Annotated in this window: 15 protein-coding genes and 1 tRNA gene; 7 read left to right on the top strand and 9 right to left on the bottom strand. The window is 47.8% G+C overall.

Features of this window, described 5'->3' with window-relative positions:
• Window position 1 precedes the first annotated feature (1 nt).
• From GGU45_RS09340 to GGU45_RS09330, 3 genes are read left to right on the top strand one after another with little or no spacing between them, the layout of a single operon-like run.
• Entirely contained in the window at window positions 2-2,608 is a 2,607-nt protein-coding gene (locus tag GGU45_RS09340; protein WP_435224077.1) for a phosphatidylglycerol lysyltransferase domain-containing protein, read from the top strand.
• A gap of 28 nt (window positions 2,609-2,636) precedes the next feature.
• Window positions 2,637-3,302 carry an AcvB/VirJ family lysyl-phosphatidylglycerol hydrolase gene (locus GGU45_RS09335; protein WP_435224075.1) on the top strand — a complete coding sequence of 222 codons (666 nt, stop codon included), beginning with the start codon at window positions 2,637-2,639 and terminating at the stop codon, window positions 3,300-3,302.
• Window positions 3,302-4,276, top strand: a complete 975-nt coding sequence (locus GGU45_RS09330) for a DUF4421 family protein (protein ID WP_435224073.1) — start codon at window positions 3,302-3,304, stop codon at window positions 4,274-4,276. Before GGU45_RS09335 ends, GGU45_RS09330 begins: the two co-directional genes overlap by 1 nt.
• A 168-nt stretch (window positions 4,277-4,444) precedes the next feature.
• Here the strand turns inward: GGU45_RS09330 and GGU45_RS09325 are convergent, their stop codons facing one another.
• From GGU45_RS09325 to GGU45_RS09305, 5 genes are all read right to left on the bottom strand, one after another.
• Complete coding sequence (locus tag GGU45_RS09325; RefSeq protein ID WP_435224071.1) at window positions 4,445-5,203, bottom strand: M12 family metallo-peptidase; 759 nt, start codon at window positions 5,201-5,203, stop codon at window positions 4,445-4,447.
• 132 nt (window positions 5,204-5,335) lie between these two features.
• Complete coding sequence (locus GGU45_RS09320) at window positions 5,336-5,791, bottom strand: NUDIX domain-containing protein (protein ID WP_435224070.1); 456 nt, start codon at window positions 5,789-5,791, stop codon at window positions 5,336-5,338.
• Entirely contained in the window at window positions 5,788-6,729 is a 942-nt protein-coding gene (locus GGU45_RS09315; RefSeq protein ID WP_435224068.1) for a magnesium transporter CorA family protein, read from the bottom strand. The genes GGU45_RS09320 and GGU45_RS09315 overlap by 4 nt, the downstream gene beginning before the upstream one ends.
• A complete protein-coding gene (dapF, locus tag GGU45_RS09310) occupies window positions 6,722-7,513 on the bottom strand; it encodes a diaminopimelate epimerase (protein WP_435224067.1) in 792 nt (263 codons plus the stop codon). Before dapF ends, GGU45_RS09315 begins: the two co-directional genes overlap by 8 nt.
• Window positions 7,514-7,628: 115 nt before the next feature.
• A complete protein-coding gene (locus GGU45_RS09305) occupies window positions 7,629-8,504 on the bottom strand; it encodes a nucleoside phosphorylase (RefSeq protein WP_435224065.1) in 876 nt (291 codons plus the stop codon).
• Between the two features lie 130 nt (window positions 8,505-8,634).
• On the opposite strand from GGU45_RS09305, the gene GGU45_RS09300 reads away from it, so the two are divergent.
• A tRNA-Cys gene (locus GGU45_RS09300) sits at window positions 8,635-8,705 on the top strand.
• A 395-nt stretch (window positions 8,706-9,100) separates the two neighbouring features.
• On the opposite strand, the gene GGU45_RS09295 is transcribed toward GGU45_RS09300, so the two are convergent.
• Complete coding sequence (locus GGU45_RS09295; protein ID WP_435224063.1) at window positions 9,101-12,511, bottom strand: DUF1080 domain-containing protein; 3,411 nt, start codon at window positions 12,509-12,511, stop codon at window positions 9,101-9,103.
• A gap of 22 nt (window positions 12,512-12,533) precedes the next feature.
• On the bottom strand, window positions 12,534-13,787 hold the full coding sequence (locus GGU45_RS09290; protein WP_435224061.1) for a Gfo/Idh/MocA family oxidoreductase: 1,254 nt from the start codon (window positions 13,785-13,787) through the stop codon (window positions 12,534-12,536).
• Between the two features lie 415 nt (window positions 13,788-14,202).
• Here GGU45_RS09290 and GGU45_RS09285 point away from each other — a divergent pair, with 415 nt between their 5' ends.
• The 3 genes from GGU45_RS09285 to GGU45_RS09275 are packed head-to-tail and all read left to right on the top strand — an operon-like array spanning window position 14,203 to window position 16,503.
• Window positions 14,203-14,727 (top strand): RNA polymerase sigma factor, encoded by a 525-nt coding sequence (locus GGU45_RS09285; protein ID WP_435224059.1) that lies wholly within the window; start codon window positions 14,203-14,205, stop codon window positions 14,725-14,727.
• The gene (locus GGU45_RS09280) at window positions 14,717-15,382 is read left to right on the top strand and encodes a hypothetical protein (RefSeq protein WP_435224057.1); all 666 of its coding nucleotides are present in this window, start codon (window positions 14,717-14,719) and stop codon (window positions 15,380-15,382) included. The genes GGU45_RS09285 and GGU45_RS09280 overlap by 11 nt, the downstream gene beginning before the upstream one ends.
• Before the next feature lie 5 nt (window positions 15,383-15,387).
• Entirely contained in the window at window positions 15,388-16,503 is a 1,116-nt protein-coding gene (locus GGU45_RS09275) for a hypothetical protein (RefSeq protein ID WP_435224056.1), read from the top strand.
• A gap of 180 nt (window positions 16,504-16,683) precedes the next feature.
• On the opposite strand, the gene nagB is transcribed toward GGU45_RS09275, so the two are convergent.
• Window positions 16,684-18,612: a glucosamine-6-phosphate deaminase gene (gene nagB, locus GGU45_RS09270; RefSeq protein WP_435224054.1), complete on the bottom strand. Its 1,929-nt coding sequence runs from the start codon at window positions 18,610-18,612 to the stop codon at window positions 16,684-16,686.
• A 45-nt stretch (window positions 18,613-18,657) separates the two neighbouring features.
• Window positions 18,658-20,292 carry a beta-N-acetylhexosaminidase gene (locus GGU45_RS09265; protein WP_435224052.1) on the bottom strand — a complete coding sequence of 545 codons (1,635 nt, stop codon included), beginning with the start codon at window positions 20,290-20,292 and terminating at the stop codon, window positions 18,658-18,660.
• Between the last annotated feature and the right edge of the window lie 70 nt (window positions 20,293-20,362).

The raw sequence follows: 20,362 nt of genomic DNA, 5'->3' as shown, positions 1-20,362 counted from the left end.
TATGAAAGAGCGGATATTAAACCAGTTCCGGAAATTTTCGCCCAAAACTTATTGGAAGGAAATTTTGGCAGTACTTGTGATTCTGCTGGCTTTCGTATTCTTCAGAAGTGAGCGAAAAGAACTGCAGTCCATCCTGCCGCAGGTGCGGGCTGCAAACGGAAGCTTGATTTTTGCCGGGCTGCTGGTGTCGGCTCTTTATGTATTGCTTCAGGCATTGATGTATATCTATAGTTTCCGGGCGATGGGCATGCGGCTGAAGCTGATGGATGCTGTTGAGCTTTTTTTAAAAAGGAATTTTTTAAGTGTATTTCTTCCCGCAGGGGGCATCAGCTCCCTGGCTTATACCACATCGCAATTGCGTAAGCGGAACCTGAATGCTACACAAATTCACCAGGCCAGTGCTATTTATGGTTATGTGGGATTACTGACTGTTTTCATAGTTGGGGTGCCGGTGATTCTTTACTCCATCGGCAAACAGCAGCATACAGGAGCAGCGGGGCTTTCATTGTTGTTGCTGGGGCTATTGCTGGGGAGCGTGTTCCTGCTCGTATATGCCTTTAGAAGAAAAGGCAGATTGTACCATTGGATCAACCGGAAATTTCCTGCTGTTATCAATAATATTGATGAAATCTTTTCCGGAACCATCAATAAACAGCAGCTATGGCTTACCATTGCTGCTTCACTGGTCATCGAATGCTGTGGTATTGCGCATGTTTATATCAGCATTTATGCGCTGGGGGCTGCGCCATCCTTCCAGGTGGCTGCGGTAGGGTATACTCTTTCGGTGGTGTTGATGATCCTGTCGCCGTTCCTGCGCGGGTTGGGCGCTGTGGAATTTACGATGCTGTATATTTTTATGGGTTACGGATACCGGCATGATGAAGGGTTGGGCATCACCCTGCTGTACCGGGTATTTGAGTTCTGGATTCCTTTATTGCTGGGATTGTTTGCTTTTATATGGAGGGGGCGGCAACTGGCAGCACGCATTGTACCGGCGATCGCCATTTTTTTCCTGGGCATTGTAAATATTATTTCCGTGGCTACCCCGCCGCTGGCCGAGCGGATGCGGCTGGACCGGTATTACCTGCCTATGGAGGCCATACATGCTTCCAAGCTGATGGTGCTGGTGCTGGGCGTATCGCTGCTGGTTACATCGGCCTACCTCATCAAGGGACTGCGGGCAGCGTGGATCGCCGCGCTGATCTTTACCGTGCTTTCCGTTTTCGGCAATATTGCAAAGGCGCTGGACTATGAGGAGAGTCTGCTGGCCGGTCTTATCCTGGTGCTGCTGATCACCAACAGCAAGCAGTATCGTATCCGCGAAAATCCTAAATGGATCCGCATCGGCTTTGCCACTTTCTTTATCACGCTGATATCCGTTTGCCTTTTTGATTTCCTGAGTTTTTACTTTATCGATAAGCGGCACTTTGGTATCGATTTCAACTGGCGCCAGTCGGTTTATTATACACTCCGGAGCTTCCTGCTGTTTTCGGATGATGAGCTGGTTCCTAAAACTCATTTTGGACGCGACTTTATCAATATTACCCGGTTCCTGGGCGTATGCTCCTGGCTGCTCCTGGTTTATTCCCTGCTGCGCCCCAGGATTTTTAGAGATGCCATTCCGGATACAAAGACGGCGGCTGATGTTGCAAGGGAGATCCTCGAAGAACATGGCCGGTCGGCGGTCGATTATTTTAAAACGATGCCGGACAAACAGCTGTTTTTTTCCAGCATCACCAGTGGTTTTACAGCCTACCGGGTTGCCAATGATTTTGCCGTGGTACTGGAAGAACCGGTTTGTGCGGCGGAGGATAAGATAGATGTATTGAAGGAGTTTGAGGCCTTTTGTAAGCAGGAAGGTTTAAAAACAGCGTACTACCGGGTAGATGAAAGCAGCCTCCTGCATTTTGAGGATCTGAAAAAGATGAAGGTCTTTATCGGGCAGGAGGCAATTATGGAAGTAAGGCAGTTTACGCTGGAAGGAAAAGACCGTAAATCACTGCGCAACGGGCTGAACAGTTTACAGAAAAAAGGGTACGAAACCCTGCTGATGCAGGCGCCACACAGCGATGCCTTCCTGCAGGAGCTGGAAGCAGTATCCAGCGAGTGGCTGGAAAAATTTGAAAAAAAGGAGCTCGTGTTTTCGCAGGGTATGTTTAACCCGGAGGCCATACGGCAATCCGATGTGATCATCGTAAAGGATGCTGAAGGCGCGGTTCAGGCCTTCCTGAATATTATCAGGGATTATACACCTGAGGAATGTACTTATGACCTGATCCGGAAACGCCTGGAAGCTCCCGGCGGGTGTATGGATGCCCTCATCGTAAAGCTGACGGAATATGCCCGGGAGCGGGGATTTAAATATTTGAACCTGGGAATGATCCCGCTCAATGGACTGAATACTCCGGATAACCCGGCCGAGCGGATCATCAAATATGCTTCGCAACGTATGGGCAGTTTGCGGCATTATAAAACCCTGCGCGATTTTAAAGAGAAATACGCCACCATCTGGGAAAATAAATACATGATCTTTGGAAATGACTTTGATCTGCTTCAAATTCCTGGTGCACTCCGGAAAGTAATGAAGCCTTTACCGGATGCCGTTTAAAATGTTAAGAAATAATAAACAGTACAACATGAAAACAAGTTGTTTTCTCTTTGGAATGCTGTTCTTCCTGTATGCGGCGGCGGCCGGTGCGGCAGAGCTGCCGTTGAAAAACTGGAAGGGCAATGATAAAATGCCGCTGGTGCTTTATATAAGCGGCGATGGCGGGTTCAATAGCTTTACCAATGATTTTTGTAATGGAATCAGTCAGGCGGGATATGCAGTAACGGCTCTTAATTCCAGATCGTACTTCTGGGATAAAAAAACGCCGGAGCAGGCAGGAGCAGATCTGACCGCCTATCTTGAGGCGGCGCTCAAAAACCGGCCGAACCGGCAATTGCTGATCATTGGCTATTCTTTTGGGGCCGATGTAATGCCCTTTATCCTGAACCGGCTGGGCACACCGGCAAAAGGGCATGTACTGCGAACGATACTGCTGGCGCCCTCGGCTACCACCGATTTTGTGATCCGCATATCCGATATGTGGGGCAGCGCCAAAAAAAGAAGTATGGATGTGGTGGCCGAAATCAACCGGGCGGCAGGCCAGCGGATCGTAGCCATCCTGCCCGGCGATGACAAGAATTTTCCGGTACCCGCAGTAAAGTCTGGTAGCTTTAAGGCGGTTGTGTTAAAAGGCGGTCATCATTTTGGCGGCGATACAGCCGGTCTTGTAAAAATTGTTACCGGTTATTTCTGATGAAGCCTGTTTACCGGTATCTTGTCTTATGTTGGCTGCTGATAACAGCCGGCGCTTTACCGGCCCAGGTTAGGCAGGACACGGCTTTTATTGCCGGGTTTGATCGCGAAAATACGGTTGAGGTATATCCTGGATATTATACCACCCGGTTTAATTTTGCAGGCTTTGGAAAACGACCTGCACAGTTTCGCCTCACGGCCAATACCAACGCCTATGCTGGTTTTTTTGTCAATTATAAATGGCTTTCATTTCAATACGCCTGGGGCATTCCCGGTACCGAACTCGCAAAGGGGATAAGGCTAAAACACGCATCTTTTTCTTTTCAGTATAACCGGCCCCGGGTACGTTTTTATCCCTTCTTTGATGGATATGATGGGTTATTGCTGCAAACGGCAAAGCGGCACCCCCGGTTTGATTCGTTTCGCGGGATGCAGTTGCTGCGGGCAGGGGTACGGAGCTATTATTTTACTAATACCGGACGCTATGCCTATCGCGCCGGGCTTTCTTTTTCTGAGCGGCAGCTTAGATCGGCGGGAGGCTTTATTTTTAATGCCACTCCGCAATGGCAACAGATCAACTGGAAGAATCCATCCCGGGCGCTTATCAGGGATTCAGTCACCTACCACTTACTGGCCTCGGATCCGCAATGGCTAAGTCTGGTGGCAGGGGCGGGGTACAATTACAACTGGGTGTTTAACGATGGTAAATGGGTGGTATCGCCGGCGGTTATTGGTGGCATCGGAGGCATCAAGGAATTAAATAATACGCGTTTGGTGCAACCTATGCTGAACCTGCAAGGCTGGATAAACGCCGGGTACAGCGGTCCCGTGTTTTACGCTTGTATTAATGGCAGCATCCAGACCTCTCAAACCCATCTTCTTGTACGAAAACTAAACACCAGGGATGATGAGCTTTTTCTGACACTCGGCTACCGGTTTAAGAGCCACTCAAAAAAGGTACTGGGGTTGTTGTGAGGGGGACTAATTTGAAAATGTGAAAATGTGAAAATGTGAAAATGTGAAAATGTGAAAATGTGGGAATGGCTGATGGCTGATGGCTGATGGCTGATGGCTGCCAAACTTACTAAGATATGAAGGCCCCATTAATGCTCAAACCTCAAACGCTAAACTTGAAACCAATTATTATTTACCCCCATTGGCTTTCAGATCGGCCAGGCAGCTTGCATCCAGGGTAGGAGGACTGTTGCGCGATAGAAAACTGAATACATCGGTGGTTTCCGAGGCATAGTACATCAGGCATTGGTTATTGCTGCAATGATTGCCATGTGGCGCGTCTTTGTGTTCCGATTGCATAGCCGATCCAAGATCAACCAGTCCTAACAAGTGGCCTACTTCATGTTCCAATACGGTTGCTTCCAGCTTGGTGCGGCTGACCTGGCCAAAACTTCCGGAGTTTTCGTGGATCTTTTTTCCCATTAATGCCGCCGAGGTATTGCGGTAAGCGATGCCCAGCGTGCCGGCATCGGTATAGTCGCTGTTGCTGTAAAGGATATAGAGGCTGAGCCGGGTGCCGTTGTTAAATGCCGTTCGGTTTTTGTTTTCAATTTCCCGTACCTGGCTAAGAGAAAGGGTAGCGCTGCCCGGATCTGCTATGGCCCGGGTTGTGATCGTAATGCCGCCCGGTTTGTTAACGCGTATTGCAAGAAACTGCTGCAGCTGAACCAGCGCTGCAGGATCGGGGGCATAGCCGGCTATATATTGCACTTCAATCAGGAGCGCGCTGAAGCTGTTGTTGGTAAGAAGATCCTTTGCGGAAGCTCCAACGGGTTTGTTGTAGCTGGCTGCATCTTTATTGTTGGCAAAGGAAAGGTCTTTTTTGGAACAGGTTTGCATTGCAAGGCCTACTGTTATTAATGCAGCAACTGAAAGAAATCGTTTCATTGGGGGAGATTAAAGTCAGGCTCAAAAATATTGATTTATTGCCATAATTCCGAATACCCCGCTGAAGGGAGGGTGACATTTTTTTTACCCGGGCCTTGAGGCTGTTGCGGTAGCATTAAGAAGATTTGTGCTTCAGTGGCATCCCCGTTCTTTTAAAATCGCAGCAGCAATTTTATCAATAGGGAGGGTCATTACATCTGCCGAAAAATGCTCCCAGTCTACAAAGCGGAAGTTTTCAGTGATGGTTTCGGGGTAAGCAGGAGCACCGTTGTTAACCCCGTAGGGCAGCGGCGTAACAGGCCGTACAATATAATAAATGGAGATGAGCTGATGTTCATCGTTGAATGCTGATTGTTGAAAAAAATCGGTGGTGTACAGGTGGTCTGCCACTTCTACGGCTGCATTCATTTCTTCTTTGCACTCTCTTACAATACATTCCCGTGTCCCTTCTCCCAACTCCAGTCCGCCACCCGGAAACTTCGTAATCTCGCGGTTGTTAAAACAGATCCGTTCATCGCTCACCAGTACCTGCTTTTTTTCATTTACCAGGATGCCATATACACGGATGTTAAAGGATTTTAATGTCATTCAAGTATTTTTTTTCTGAATGCTAATATACCCAGTACCACGGCCAGTGCCAGGGAAAGTACCGCCACGATATAAAAGGCGTAGGGTGAATGCTCAAAACCACTGGGCACGTTCATGCCAAAGATGCTGGCGATGAGTACCGGGAAGCTGAGTACAATAGTAGCGATGGCCAATCTTTTTAATACCTGGTTTTGATTGTTGGCAATAATGCTGGCAAAAGTATCCATGGTACTGCTGAGGATATTGGTATAGATGTTGGCCATTTCCAGCGCCTGCGAATTGTCTACCATAAGATCTTCCAGCAGCTCAGATTCGTTTTCGGTAAGCTGCAGGAATTTTGTACGCTGCACTTTGGCCAGCAACAGTTCATTGGAGCGCAGTGCGGTTACAAAGTATACCAGGCTCTTCTGGATCTTCATAAGTTCCAGCAGGTGCTCGTTTTTATTGGCATCGTAAAGCTTTTGCTCAATAAGGTTTCGTTTCTGGTTGATCTCCTTCAGGTATTCCATAAAATTCTGAACAATCTTTTCGATGATCTTGATCACCATCATATTTTTCTTATCCGGCTGGCGGTTTTGAAACGTGTTCAGGAATTTTTTTATGGCCGGGTTTTCAAAAGAGTTTACCGTAACGATGTGATTGTGCGTAAGGATAATAATGATCGGGATGGTGATATAATAAGCATCACTTTCGTTGAAGGAATTGTTTTCGGTAGGTGTTTTGATAACGATGAGTTTTACATTATCGTCCTCATCATACCGGCTGCGCTCATCTATATCGAGTGAGTCCGTCAGAAAGTCGATCGGGATCTCAAGCTGTTCCGATAATTCATTAAACTCCTCTTGTTTTAAGGGAGGTACTACGTTGACCCAACTATCGTTCTCCGGCTCAAAAATTTCAACCGTATGATGATCAATGTTTCGGAAGTATTTAATCATGTTGATCCAGGCTTACGCTGCCTTCAAAAACCTTTATTGCCGGGCCTTTGAGCCAGATGTTGTTAAATGATCCGTTGGGTTCCCTGCTATAGCGTACATTTAATTTTCCGCCAAGGGTTTCAATGTTTACAGAATTAAACCCATTATCGTTATGAAAGTAAACCAGCGCAGCGGCGGTAACCCCGGTGCCGCAGGAAAAGGTTTCGTTTTCCACGCCCCGCTCGTACGTACGAACGATAAGCGTGTCCGGCTGCTTTACCTGCACAAAATTGACGTTGATGCCCTGTTCTGCAAAGTCTTTGCTGTACCGGATCTTCTGGCCTTCTTTGAATACATCAAGACTCATCACATCCGTATCCAATTGTACATAATGCGGGGAGCCGGTATTTAAGACAGCATCGGTTTTGTAAGCCTGGATGTTATCCACATCCTTCATTTTTAATACAACTTCTCCGTCTTCAATGGTGGCATCGTGCGGACCATCGGTGGCAATAAAATGGTAGGTCGCTTTTTTGATACCCTGGTCGTGGGCAAACTGTACAATACAGCGTCCGCCATTGCCACACATGGATCCCTCGCGGCCATCGGCATTATAATAGACCATTTCAAAGTCGTAGCCTTCTTTTCCATTAAGGAGCATGAAACCATCGGCGCCGATGCCAAAGCGGCGGTCGCACAGGTTTTTTATTTGTGCCCCGCTGAGGCCGGTGTAAGCACCCTGCCGGTTGTCGATTAAGATAAAATCGTTTCCTGTGCCCTGGTATTTATAAAATGTTATATTCATTGTTGATAGTGAATGGTGAATAATGAATGGGCATTGTTTGAAGGTTCTGATGCCATTGTAACCGGAACGATGAATGGAGCGTCGCAAGATAGAGGCTCCCTATTCTGTCGCCCGGTTAAAAATCATTTTTAAAGGTTTCCAAAAATTTTATAATTAACTTTTCTACCGCAGCCTTCCCGTCCCTGGTGAACTCCTTTGTGATCCGGTTGTCGACGATAGCGTTTATTGCCAGGCAATGGTGCCCCAGTAATTTTCCCAAACCGAAAATAGCGGAGGTCTCCATTTCAAAATTGGTGATCCGGTGTTGTCCGAAACTAAAATCGATAAGACGGTCTATGAGTTGCGGATGCCTTACACCCAGCCGCAGCACCCGCCCTTGTGGGCCATAGAACCCCGGACAGGTAACCGTAATGCCCTGGTGAAAACCGGTTACAAAATGCTTTAGCAGGGAAGGGGAGGCGCTGGTAATATAAGGAGTGCCCAATCCCTGCATTTGCACATGGGTAACAAAGGACTGGAGCAACTGGGTTTCCTCATCCGTTTCCTCCGGGCGGTAAAAGTTTAACAAATTATCAAGGCCCAGCCCGTGGGTAGCCGCTACAAAACCATCTACCGGGATGTCGGCCTGCAAAGACCCGGAAGTGCCCACTCTTATTATATTCAGGGAGTTCAGCTCCGGGCGTATCTCCCGTGTTTCAAGATCGATATTGACCAGGGCGTCCAGTTCGTTCATGACAATATCGATATTGTCGGGACCGATGCCGGATGAAAGTACGGTAAGCCGTTTACCACCTACGGTGCCGGTGTGACTTACAAATTCCCGGTGCTGGCGCCGGACTTCTACCGTATCGAAATATTTACTGAATTCGGCTACCCGGTCAGGGTCGCCTACAGTAACCACAGTACCTGCCAACTCCTCCGGGCGAAGATCCAGGTGGTAAACGCCCCCCCTGTTGTTGATGATCAATTCCGATTCTGCGATCCTGCTCATAAAAAGGTCTTTAATCTTTGCTATTATTTATCAAAAATATCCTATTTTTGCCAGCCTTCAAAGATTAAATGGTTAGTGGAAGGCCCGGATATAGGGCATTGTTTCTAAAAACCAGCAATCTGAGAGCAATGGTCTCGTGGCCGAGTGGCTAGGCAGAGCTCTGCAAAAGCTCGTACAGCGGTTCGAATCCGCTCGAGACCTCAGAAACAAAAAGTGAAACCCGCTGTAATGGCGGGTTTTTTCGTAGAACGCTGTCCCGTAGCGGGTTTGACGAGAAACGAACTATGTCATTTAATGTCTGTTGTTTTTAGTATTTCGGCGGAATTTAGAGAGCTATTCGGGAGTGGGAAACGACAGCGATGTATTACAGATGTAACAGAGGTCCTTTTTGAGTGATGAAATCTAAAAAGAGGCTGCCCCTTTCAGGACAACCTCTTTCATTACCGTCATTCACTATCAACTTCTCAGCAATAACTTCTCACCATAAACTTTTTACCATTAACTTCTCACTATCGCCTTCTCACTATCGCCTTCTCACTATTGCCTTCTCACTATTGCCTTTTCACTATTGCCTTCTCACTATCGCTTTTTCACTATTATTTTCCTCCCAGATCCTTTATCCTCAGGTTCCGGAATTTAACAAAGGAGCCATGTCCAAGGAATCCGATATGCCCGGTTTTATTCAGCAAGCCGGGGTGCTTTTTGTGATCCGGTGTTTCGGTATTGTTCTTGCTGGCCTTGGCAATATCGCCGTCTACAATCGTTTTGCCGTTTACGATCACTGTAATCCGGTTGCCTACCGCTCTTACTTCTTCATAGTTCCATTCGCCCACCGGTTTTAAATAGCCTCTTAAAGCAGGTATGATACCATAAACCGAACCGTGGTACTGGTAAGGCTGAAGGTCCTTATAGATGGGGGCTTCGTTGTCGAGGATCTGCAGCTCCATACCCTCGTAAGCAGCGTCGCCGGTTAAGGGCGCGCGGATGCCTAAGCCGTTGTTAGCGCCCGGTGTTAACTGAAATTCGAAACGCATCACGAAATCGCTGTATTCCTTTTCAGTATATACGTTGCGGTTGGCACCTTCGGGAACGGCAACTGTAGGATCGCATACGATAGCGCCCTCCTGGGCAAAATAACCCTGGGTGTTACCGGTCCATCCCTTCATATCTACACCGTTAAACAAGGGTATAAAACCTTCTTTCTTTTCCTCGCTGCTGAGCACATAGGGCTTCGGGCGGGGAATTTCACGAACATATACATCACGGAATTCGAGGCGTGTGCCGTGCGCCTGCAGTTCGATGGCTTCTTTATCAAAGATCGGGATATTGCGGTCCCAGTAATTTTCCAATGTCACATTGTTGGTTACCAGTTTCCCGTTGAGGTACACGGTTACTTTATCTCCAATCATTTTGATGCGGAAGGTGTTCCATTCGTTAATGGGGTTATCGGCAAAAAGCAGTGGGGTGCTCCTGTTCTTTTTATTGTTGTATAAACCTCCGGAGCCTACCTGTGCGCCTACATCGGTGCGGGAAGGATCCCAGGTCTGTACCTGCGGTGATCCTCTTAAATACACGCCGCCATCGCCCTTAGCTTCCATTCTCCAGTCAACAAACAATTCAAAGTCTTCATACATTTTGGTGGATACCAGGTTGTCGAACCCTTTGCCTTCAAATACCAGTTTGCCATTCTCCACCCGCCAGTCCTTACGCATTTGTTCATCGGCTTTCTTTTGCGCTTCGGCCAGTTTTTCGGGCGACATTTTTGCCCGGGCAATGGGGTTTTCTACCAAACCCTTCCATCCTGTAAGATCCTTGCCGTTAAACATGGATACATAACCGGGTTCTTTGGGGAGGCCGGCCAGCTGTTTTACCCAGGCGGCCTTTTGGTACGAGGCTTCTCCATCCTTATTAAGTGAGATGGCCTTGTTTACGATGCCTTCTACCAGCGGCCCGTACAGGTCGGTATGGTCGGTTACGATGGATAATACAGCCTGTACGGCGGCTTGTTGCAGGGCCGCATCATCCAGGTATTGGGATGCAAAGATGAGTGACAGCAGGGAACTGTTACTGCCGATGCCTCTCAGGATATTTGTTTTTTGTCCATTGCTGGTTGCCAGATCCATGGCTTTACGGAACATTAGTATCTTTTGATCCACGGGGTTTTTGGACCGGTTAATACCGGCGATAAAACTATTTAGCGCTTCATTTTTGAAAGCGGTATTTGCCGGATCTTTGGCAATGGTGTACAGCGCATCCAAAGATGTAAAATCGCTCCAGGAAGCCAGCGCTTTCAGTGCTGCGGCCTTTTGATCCTGCGCACCGGTATTGAAGTCGCTTTTTACCACATCCAGGGCCTCTTTACCGCCAATATCCCCCAGTACGGAGTAGTAGTGGGTTTTGTTGCTGCCGGCATTGCTCATCAATTCTTTTACGGCAGCTACTTGTTCAGCCTTTGTCTTTTTTCCTTTAATAGCGGCAAACAGCGCTTGTTGCAGCGCATCAGCTTCTTCTGTATTGGTTGCTTTGTTCAGCAGTCCGGCAATCTTTGTTTCATCGCCGCCGGCGGCTATATAAGGCAGCGCCTTTATGGCCGCCAGGCGCACGGCAGCATCGGTATTGGTGGCATCGGCAAAAACAGCCGTAGCATATTTTTCACCACCACGGCGGGCTACCATATCTACTAAGGCAGCGCGGGCGGACCCGGAGGCCTGGGGAATCAGGGCGGCTGCCTGGCGGGCAACATCATCGCCTTTAATGGTCATTAGCGCATTTTTAGCCGCATCGGCAACAGATGCATCGCCGGCTCCAATCAGGTTCAGCAAGGGGGCAATAGCCTTGCCCTCACCGGCGGCGGCAATGGCTGCAATAGCTGCCAGCTGTACCTGTTTCTTTCCGGAGCTCAACAGGCTTGTTAATAAGGGTAATGCGGATTGATCTTTATGTGCGCCAAATACGTACAGCAGATCTGCCTGCTGATCAGGGTCGCTGGTCTTTTTAACGGCATCCTGTATTTGAGCAGAAGTTTGGGTGTTATAGGATTGTTCCAATAATGCCACGGCAGCAGCCTGATATTGTTTGTTGCTGGAAGAAAGCGCTGAAAGCAATTCAGGACGGGCGTTTTCGCCGGCTGATTTATAAAGCAGGGCCAGGGCCGCGTTCCTGAAATGACCCGGCAGGTTGTTCATCGCTAATAATTCGCGAGCTGTTTTTTCGACAGCTGGTCCGGCTGCGGTATTATTGAGGTAACGCAGGTAGGAGTTAACGGTATTGGAAGCTTCGGGTTTATAGTTTACTTTTTGAGCAGCTGTTTTAAAGATTCCGGCGGATTGTGGATCGCCGATCACCGCAAGGGAATACAGCAATGCTTTTTGTGCATTTATATCCTGCAGCGTGGGGTAAAGTTGCTGCAGCTTTTTGGCCGCAGGCGCATACCTGATATCGCCCAGGGCTTTGATCAGCGTGATCTGCTGGCTGCCTTTTGCGGAGGACAGTGCATACAGCAATGCATTGGCTGCGGTTGTAGTATTTACCCGAACCAGCACCCGTGCAGCAGGATCACTGAGGCGTTTGCTCAGCAGGTAGCTTTTTACTACCGGCACGGCTTCATCACCCGCAATGTATTGCAGCTCCTGAAGCAGGAAGTCTTTTACTTCATCGTTTTTGGCGGCTTTGATCCCGTTTAGGAGGGCTAATGCCGCGGTGCGTTTGGCAACACGGTCTGTTCCCTTGCCCAGGTATTTTGTAAGTCCGCTAATGGCATAGCGTTCGGCTTCATCGGTACGTTTGCCCGGGGGCTGTACGGCCGCAATGATCTTCTGGTAACCGGGGGCGCCAATGCTGATCAGCTCTTTTATGGCGGCATCCAGCGCGGATGAACTTTGAGGCGGCAATTTCATCAGGAGGTCGGCCACTTTTGTTGCCGTAGTTCTTACATCTGTTTTTTGCTGGGCAGGGGAAACGCCCGCCAGTAAAAGAAGTATAAAAGTTAATATTGTAAATTTTTTCATCGTCTGTTTTTTTGGAGAATCATCAAATGGACCAGGGGCCGCGCATGGGCTGGTGAATGAGAGCGTTGGCAGCGGCATCGTTTATGAATTCCAGTTTTACCGGGTCAAATTCCAGGGAGCGACCCAGGCGTACGGCGGTAATGGCCAGGTTTACGATGGTAGCGGATCGGAAGCCATTGTCTTCATTCAACGCAAATTTCTGGCGGGTTTTTACAGCCTGCGCAAAGTCGGTCAGTTGCGGCTCAGGGTCGGGCATGGCCGCCAGTTTTTTATCAAGATCGGGGATGGTGGTACGAAATCCGTTAAACACTTTTCCTTTTGGCCCTTCAATATAGGCGGCATTGGTATCGCGGTTTTCGCCATCAAGGATGATCTTACAGCCATCTTCATAGGTTAGTTCTATGCGTTTCCAGGTGCCTGCAGCATCGGGGTCTTGTTCAGGGGCGTCCACATCAACCCTTACCGGACTGGTATGATCCTTTCCTAAAAAGTATTGCACGGGGTCAAGGTAGTGCTGCCCCATGTCGCCCAGCCCGCCGCCATCGTAATCCCAGTAGCCGCGGAAAGTCTGGTGCACCCTGTGTGGGTTATACGGTTTAAAGGGTGCGGGACCCAGCCAAAAATCATAATCCAGCTCCTGGGGTACCGGCTGTACATCCAGGGAGGTTTTTCCAACCCAGAAAAATTTCCAGTTAAAGCCTGTAGCCGCGTTTACCGTTACCTTTAAGGGCCAGCCCAGCAGACCGCTTTCCACCAGCTTTTTGATGGGTTTTACAGTAGTATTCATCCCATAAAAATTATCTTTAAACCGGAACCAGGTGTTGAGCCGGAACATGCGCTCATTTTGCTGAATCACTTCCCGTACCCGTTTACCTTCGCCAATCGTGCGGGTCATGGGTTTCTCACACCACACATCCTTGCCGGCATTGGCCGCATCCACACTCATAATACCATGCCAGTGCGGGGGGGTGGCAATGTGCACAATGTCGATGGCCGGATCCTGCAACAGCTCCCGGTAATCGTGATAGGTTTTGGTTCCCTTGGGCGATTTGCCCAGGGCCTGCGCCAGGTGCTTTTTGTCCACATCGCAAATGGCTACCAGGCGCGCGCCGGGGTAACCAATATGCCCCTGACCCATGGAGCCTACGCCAATGATGGCCTTGGTAAGCTGGTCGCTGGGGGCAATATGCCGGGGCCCTCCCAGCACATAGGAAGGCACAATGGTAAATGCCGCAAAGGATGCAGCACTGTTCTTAATAAATTTTCTGCGATTCATATGTATGTTTAATGGCTTTAAGAAGTTAGTAAACCGTTAATGCTGGTGCTAAAGATAAGCCGGACAATTAAATATCTAAAATAATCAATGCTGTTTTTTTGTATCTTTTTAATTAAGAAGTCGGTTTGGTAAAAATTATTATTATAAAAACCTGTCTTTTTGTAAAAAATGACAAAAGTGCAATCCCTGATGTAGCGAAATATATTCTTAAGAACCACTGGTAAACTACCGCAATAGCCAAAACTTTCTGATTTTTTGTTAACCTGTTGAAGGCAGCTGAAACCAGTAATATATAGAAGGGGTGTTCATTTGTTGTCCGTTTGCCGGAAGAGAGGCCTTCTTATAAAATTTTCAATGCCAGGCAACCCGCTGTTTTAGATTTGCATTTTATGATATAAGTACCACCGCTTTGAGTTTGGAAGATATACTAGAGGATTGTAGACTAAGGGACCGGAATGCCCAGCGGCAACTATTTTATGCATTTGCACCCCAGATGCTGGCAGTATGCACCCGTTATGTAAAAGTGAAAGAGGATGCAGAAGAGCGGATGTTGCAGGGTTTTGAAAAATTCTTTGCGCAGATCGATTCGTTTTCATTTCGGGGTGAGGCGGCTTTTACTGCTTATCTGAAGCGGATTATGGTGAATGAATGCCTGATGTTGTTGCGAAAACGGCGCATTGTTTTTGAAGAGATGGAGGATCAGGATTTTGTAATGGTACAGGAAGAAACAGCCCTTGAGCGGCTTTCGGCAAAAGAAATTTTTGAACTGATTTTAAAACTGCCGGAGGGCTATGCAACCGTATTTAACCTCTTTGTAGTAGAGGACTTGAGTCATAAGGAGATTGCACAGTTATTAGGAATTACAGAGGGTACATCAAAATCGCAACTGAGTAAGGCCCGGAGTTTATTGCAACAAATGATGCGGACACATGAAAGATAAAGATCGATCCATAAGAGATCAGATGAGCGATTTCCGGATAGGGGATTATGATCCGGATGCCGGTTGGGCTCAACTGGAACAGCGCCTGCATCCCCATAGAAAACGGATCGGGTACTGGAGATATGCGGTGGCAGCCTGTTTGATGGCGCTTTCGGTTGGAGCTTTTTTATACCGATCCCATGCTCCGGAAACCGCGGAAGAGGCGCTCCATACCATGCTTGGTTTAAACCTACCGACCGATTCCCTGGTTGTGAACGCTCGTGCGGTGATGAACCCGGGTATGCAGAAAAAGAAGGCTGTTTCAGCGCTGTCTCAAAAGATGACTTCGGTTGCAAAACGATCACACAGCGTCATACCACCACCGGGTGATATACCAGTTGACGCTATTGCAGCAATAAATCCAGAGCCCACAACAGACCACCTGGTGCTCCATCCCGCGCCGGTAAATGTTGTAGTGCAACCGGCAGCGCCTGCTACTAAGTCACAAAGCAAACTGCCTGTTTTGACCGAAGATGCATTTGGGGCCATTGTGAACCTGGAGAAGCCCAGGCTGGAAAAACAAAAGCGGTTTTTGAAATACCTCGCTGGAAGGGGGCGGCAGACAGATTACACTGCAGAGAAGCTTTCATCATCATCAACCATTGTTAAATTTTAATCAGCATGAAAAAGGGATTTTTATTATGCATGGTCCTTATCCTGTGTTTGAACGCTGCACGCGCACAAAAAACTTACTGGGAGGTATCATCATATATGTTTGAAAATGCGGCGCAGCATAAGGGGATCAGCCTGGAACTGGGTGACGGCAATCAACTGATTGCTTATACAAATAATGCGGTAACTATCGGAAATGGTATGGATTTCAGAGAAATTCTGAAAGCATTTTTCCTGAATTATGATGTTATACGTGATAGTGTTAATGAGTCATTGTCAAATAAACTACATTTTTTCTATAACCCCGGCGGGAAAAACGGTCTTACCCTTATTCAGGGCAAGGTCTGGTCTCCACAGTACCTGGTTGTGGATGGCAAACCGGCTACTATGAAACAGGGAAAGGATACCATTAATATTTACCCGCGGAACCGGGAACAGCAAAGCGCTTCCGTTTTTTCGTTTGTCGTGAACCACATTGAAGACCTGCGGGCGTACCTGACAGTAAATACGATTAATGATTTTATTGAAGTGGTCAATAAAGATATTGGCGGGCAGGGTAGCACCTATAAACCGGTAGCCCGGGGAGTGAATTTTCATACATTTGATTTTCAATCAAGGTTTACAGGGACGTACATCATTAAGAATGGAGCTGTAGAGGGAAAACTGCAACCGGTTGTTTTCCGCAGGAGGAATATATCCTTATCGGTAGCTGCATCACTACAAAACTTTAAAAGTTACATGACTCCTTCATTTAATACCAGTTTTGATTTATACCTGAAAGGGACCTCCAGGAATGAATATATACGGCTTGGTGCGTACTGGGAGCCGGTATTCCTGTTCGATAAAGGCATGAATGGAAAATTGCAGACCTTTCGCAATGATTTTGCCGGACTGATTTATGAATACCGGCGGAGCGCCGGTAATAACCGGCTGGGGTTTTATGCGCCTATCTCTATTGCCTACCTGGTAAGACGCCGGGGCGATTTTTTTGAAAAAAATACCTTCAACTTTGGAATCGGCGGTATTAAATATGGAGCGATGACCCTTCGCCCCTTTATGTATTTTAATGATTTTTTCAGAAACGTTTCACCTTCGGTGCAGGTATCCGTTAGCTGGAGCCGGTAAGAACTGTAATTTAACGAGATGCCCGGATTTGTTACAACTGCAAGCTTTCGGGAAACGGCCGGTTCTTCATCATTTCTTTAGTATAAAAATCACTACTGCATAAAAAAGCGCCAATCCCCCGGATTGGCGCTTTTGAAATATGAAACCGGATGTTGTTGAAGCGATCCTGATTTTTTGCTCTTAATAATGCCACCGCACAAAGGCTTCCATGGCCGCATAATGCGTTAAGCCCAGGTCGGCATAAATACCGGCAGTATTGGCGTTCCGCTCTTCAGCACGCTGCCAGAACTCGCGGTTGTCTGATCCCTGGAAGGGGACCATGTCCTTTTGCGACTGGTGAATAAAGATGCCGAAACGCTTTTTCAGTACCTGCTCCGGGCTCATGGGGATGGCCATTTCTATATCTTCAATATTCCACTCCTGCCATGCACCCTTATACAGCCACAACCAGCAGTCGTTGATCCATTCATCGCCTTCTTCACGGAGCCTTTGTAAAGCAGCTTCTACGGCATTAAAACATACCAGATGCGTGCCATGCGGATCGGCAAAATCGCCGGCGCAATAAATCTGCTGCGGCTTTAATTTGCGCAGCAACTCCATTGTAATAAGGACGTCCTTTTCACCCAACGGTTTCTTTTCAATGGTGCCCGTTTCATAAAAGGGCAGGTTCATAAAATGGATATTGCTATCCGGGATGCCTACATAACGGCAGGTAGCGCTGGCTTCTCCGCGGCGTATCAGTCCTTTTATTTCCCGGATCGTAGGCGTGTCGATCTGGTTGGGTTTTTTACCAGCCACATATTTACGCGTTTGGGCAAGGATCTTGGCCGGTTTATCAGAATCGATCTTTGCAATGGTATTAAAACCAACGGCAAAATCCAGGAAGCGGGTTACAAACTCATCGGTTACAGCAATATTGCCCGAGGTCTGGTAGCCCACATGCACATCGTGCCCCTGATCGTGCAAACGCTGAAAGGTTCCGCCCATGCTGATAATGTCATCATCCGGGTGGGGGGAGAAGATCAGCACCCGTTTGGGGTAGGGTACGGAGCGCTCCGGGTGCGAGGGGATCACCGCATTGGGTTTTCCGCCAGGCCAGCCGGTAATGCTATCGCGCAGCATATAATAAACCTCCAGGTTGATTTCGTAGGCATTGCCTTTCTCTACCAGCAGGTCGCTTAATCCATATTCGTTATAATCTTCATTGGTGAGGGACAGCACCGGCTTCCTGAGTTGCAGGGCCATGTGCACCACAGCTTTTTTGATCAGCCGGGGTGTCCACTCCACATCACCCGTAAGCCAGGGCGACTTCAGCCGGGTGAGTTCTGATGCTGCCGGTTCATCTACAATGAATTTTACATTGGGATGGCCCTGCAGCAGGGATGCGGGTACGTGTTCCGTTTCGTCCTCTTCCACAGCTGCTTTTACGGCTTTTGCCTTGCCGGCGCCCCAGGCCATCAGTACGATCTGTTTGGATTTTAATATAGTACTGATCCCCATGGTAATGGCCATGCGGGGAACTTCTGAAATGTTGGCAAACTCGTAAGAATTGGCGATCCGGGTGGAATTGTCCAGGTTGATCAGGCGGGTTTTTGTATGGATACCGGATCCGGGTTCGTTAAAACCGATATGGCCGTTGTTGCCGATCCCCAATATCTGAAGGTCGATGCCCCCGGCCTTGTCGATCAATTGCTCGTACGCTGTACAGGCCGCTTTTACATCTTCTTTTTTCACTTCCCCATTAGGGATGTGAATGTTTTTGGGATTGATATCAACGTGGTCAAACAAATGCGTTCGCATAAAGCGGTTGTAGCTCTGGATGGCTTCCTTGCTGATGGGATAGTATTCATCCAGGTTAAAAGTGACCACATTTTTGAAGCTCAGCTTTTCTTCTTTGTGCATCCGCACCAGCTCCGCGTACAGCGTTTTGGGGCTGGATCCTGTAGCCAGGCCAAGTACACATTTTTGTTTTGATTTTTGCTTTTGACGGATCAGGCTGGCAATGGTTTTGGCAATGGCCAGTGAGCCTGCCTTCAGATCCGGTACGATCTGCACCTCAACTTTTTCCAGTGTATCCAGGCTTTGTTTAGCAGTTTGTGACTTAGGCATTTTATATTATTTTATTTTTTGTAAATAGAGTGGAGTAACGGCGGGTTACTTTCCAAAATAATTGGCGCCCCAAAGGTCATACCGTTTTTTCTGGGTTTCCAGCCGTTTTTTAAAATCATCGTAATTGCGGTCCTGGATGGGTTTCCACAAGGCCTCGCTTAAGGCGCTCATTCTGGGAAACAACATATATTCCGCTTTTCGCGGGTTGCTGATATATTCCGTCCACAGGTTGGCTTGTCCGCCCCAAATCAGGGGGCGCTCATCAGCCGTGAGGCTATCCGGAACTACTTTCCAGTTGTATACTTTTTCTATGGGTAAGGAGTTCCGGTTGTTGGTAATGGTAACAGAGTCTTCTTTAGGCGACTGCTGATAATCGAAATAAACGTAGCTGTTGGGTGTCATGATCACCTGGTGTTTCTGGCGGGCGGCCGTGATACCGCCTTTTTCGCCGCGCCAACTCATTACGGTAGCATTGGGGGCCAAACCGCCTTCGAGGATCTCATCCCAGCCAATAATATTTTTACCTTTGGCATTGATGAATTTTTCCATTCGCTGGATGAAATAGCTTTGCAGGTAGTGTTCAGGGCTATGCTCTTTATCCCCTTTGATGCCCAACTCCTGGATTCTTTTCTGACACAGCGGGCATTTTTCCCAGTTTTTTTTAGGGCATTCATCACCGCCAATATGTACATATTTGGAGGGGAAGAGCGGCAATACTTCGTTCAGCACGTCTTCCAGGAATTTGAAAGTGCTTTCTTTGCCGGCGCAAAATACATCCTGGTATACGCCCCAGGCCTGCTGTACCTGTTTGCCCGTTTTATCACCGGCCCAGGTGCTTTGTTTGGGAAAGTAATCAAACGTGGGTTTATCAGGAAAACAACTCAGATAAGGATAGGCTGCAATGGCCCCGCCGCCATGGCCGGGCATTTCTATTTCAGGGATTACGGTAATATATCTCTTGGCGGCATAAGCTACAATATCCTTTACCTCAGCCTGGGTATAAAAACCGCCATAGCGTTGGTTGTCGTTTCCCTTACCAGGGAAATTGCCGATAATAGTGCCATTACGCCATGCACCAACAGAGGTGAGTTTTGGATATTTTTTTATTTCGATCCTCCAGCCCTGATCTTCGGTAAGATGCCAGTGAAAATAGTTCATTTTATGCAGGGCAATATAATCGATGTACTTTTTTACGAAGGCCACGGGGAAGTAATGACGGCCTACATCCAGCATGAGCCCCCTGTAGGCCAGATCCGGCGCATCGGTGATAGACACGGCAGGAATGGAGAGCGTATTGCTTTTTTCTACAGGCAGCAGTTGGATTAAAGACTGGGTTCCGTAAAAAGTGCCTGCTGCAGAGTTGCCGGTGATCCGGATGGATGTGGGAGTGGCATCGAGCGTATAGCCATCCCCGGAAGCAGATTTGGTGGTTAACAGGATGCCTTTGGATCCTTTGGAAACCACCGGCAGGGAAAATCCGTAATAGGATTTGAGGTAGGTATTAAACAGCGCCGCAATGTTCCGATCGTCTTTTGATACAGCAACAATCGGAGTAGTGCGGTTGAGTATAAAAGATCCGCTTTTAGCAACAACGGATTTGGGTTGCGGAATAATACTGATTTCCTGTGACCGGAGATTTAATAGCGAAAGGCAGGCAAAGAAGCATAAAACAATACGCATAACAGGACTTTGATTTTTGTGGGCCAAGGTAAGGATTTTTTGAGTTAGAAATTAAGAAGGCGCAATGCAA

This window comes from Niabella hirudinis, from assembly GCF_051201075.1.
GTDB classification, from domain to species: Bacteria; Bacteroidota; Bacteroidia; order Chitinophagales; family Chitinophagaceae; genus Niabella; species Niabella hirudinis.
The sequence above is the reverse complement of the archived record's forward strand: the minus strand, read 5'-3'. Positions and strand labels throughout refer to the sequence as shown.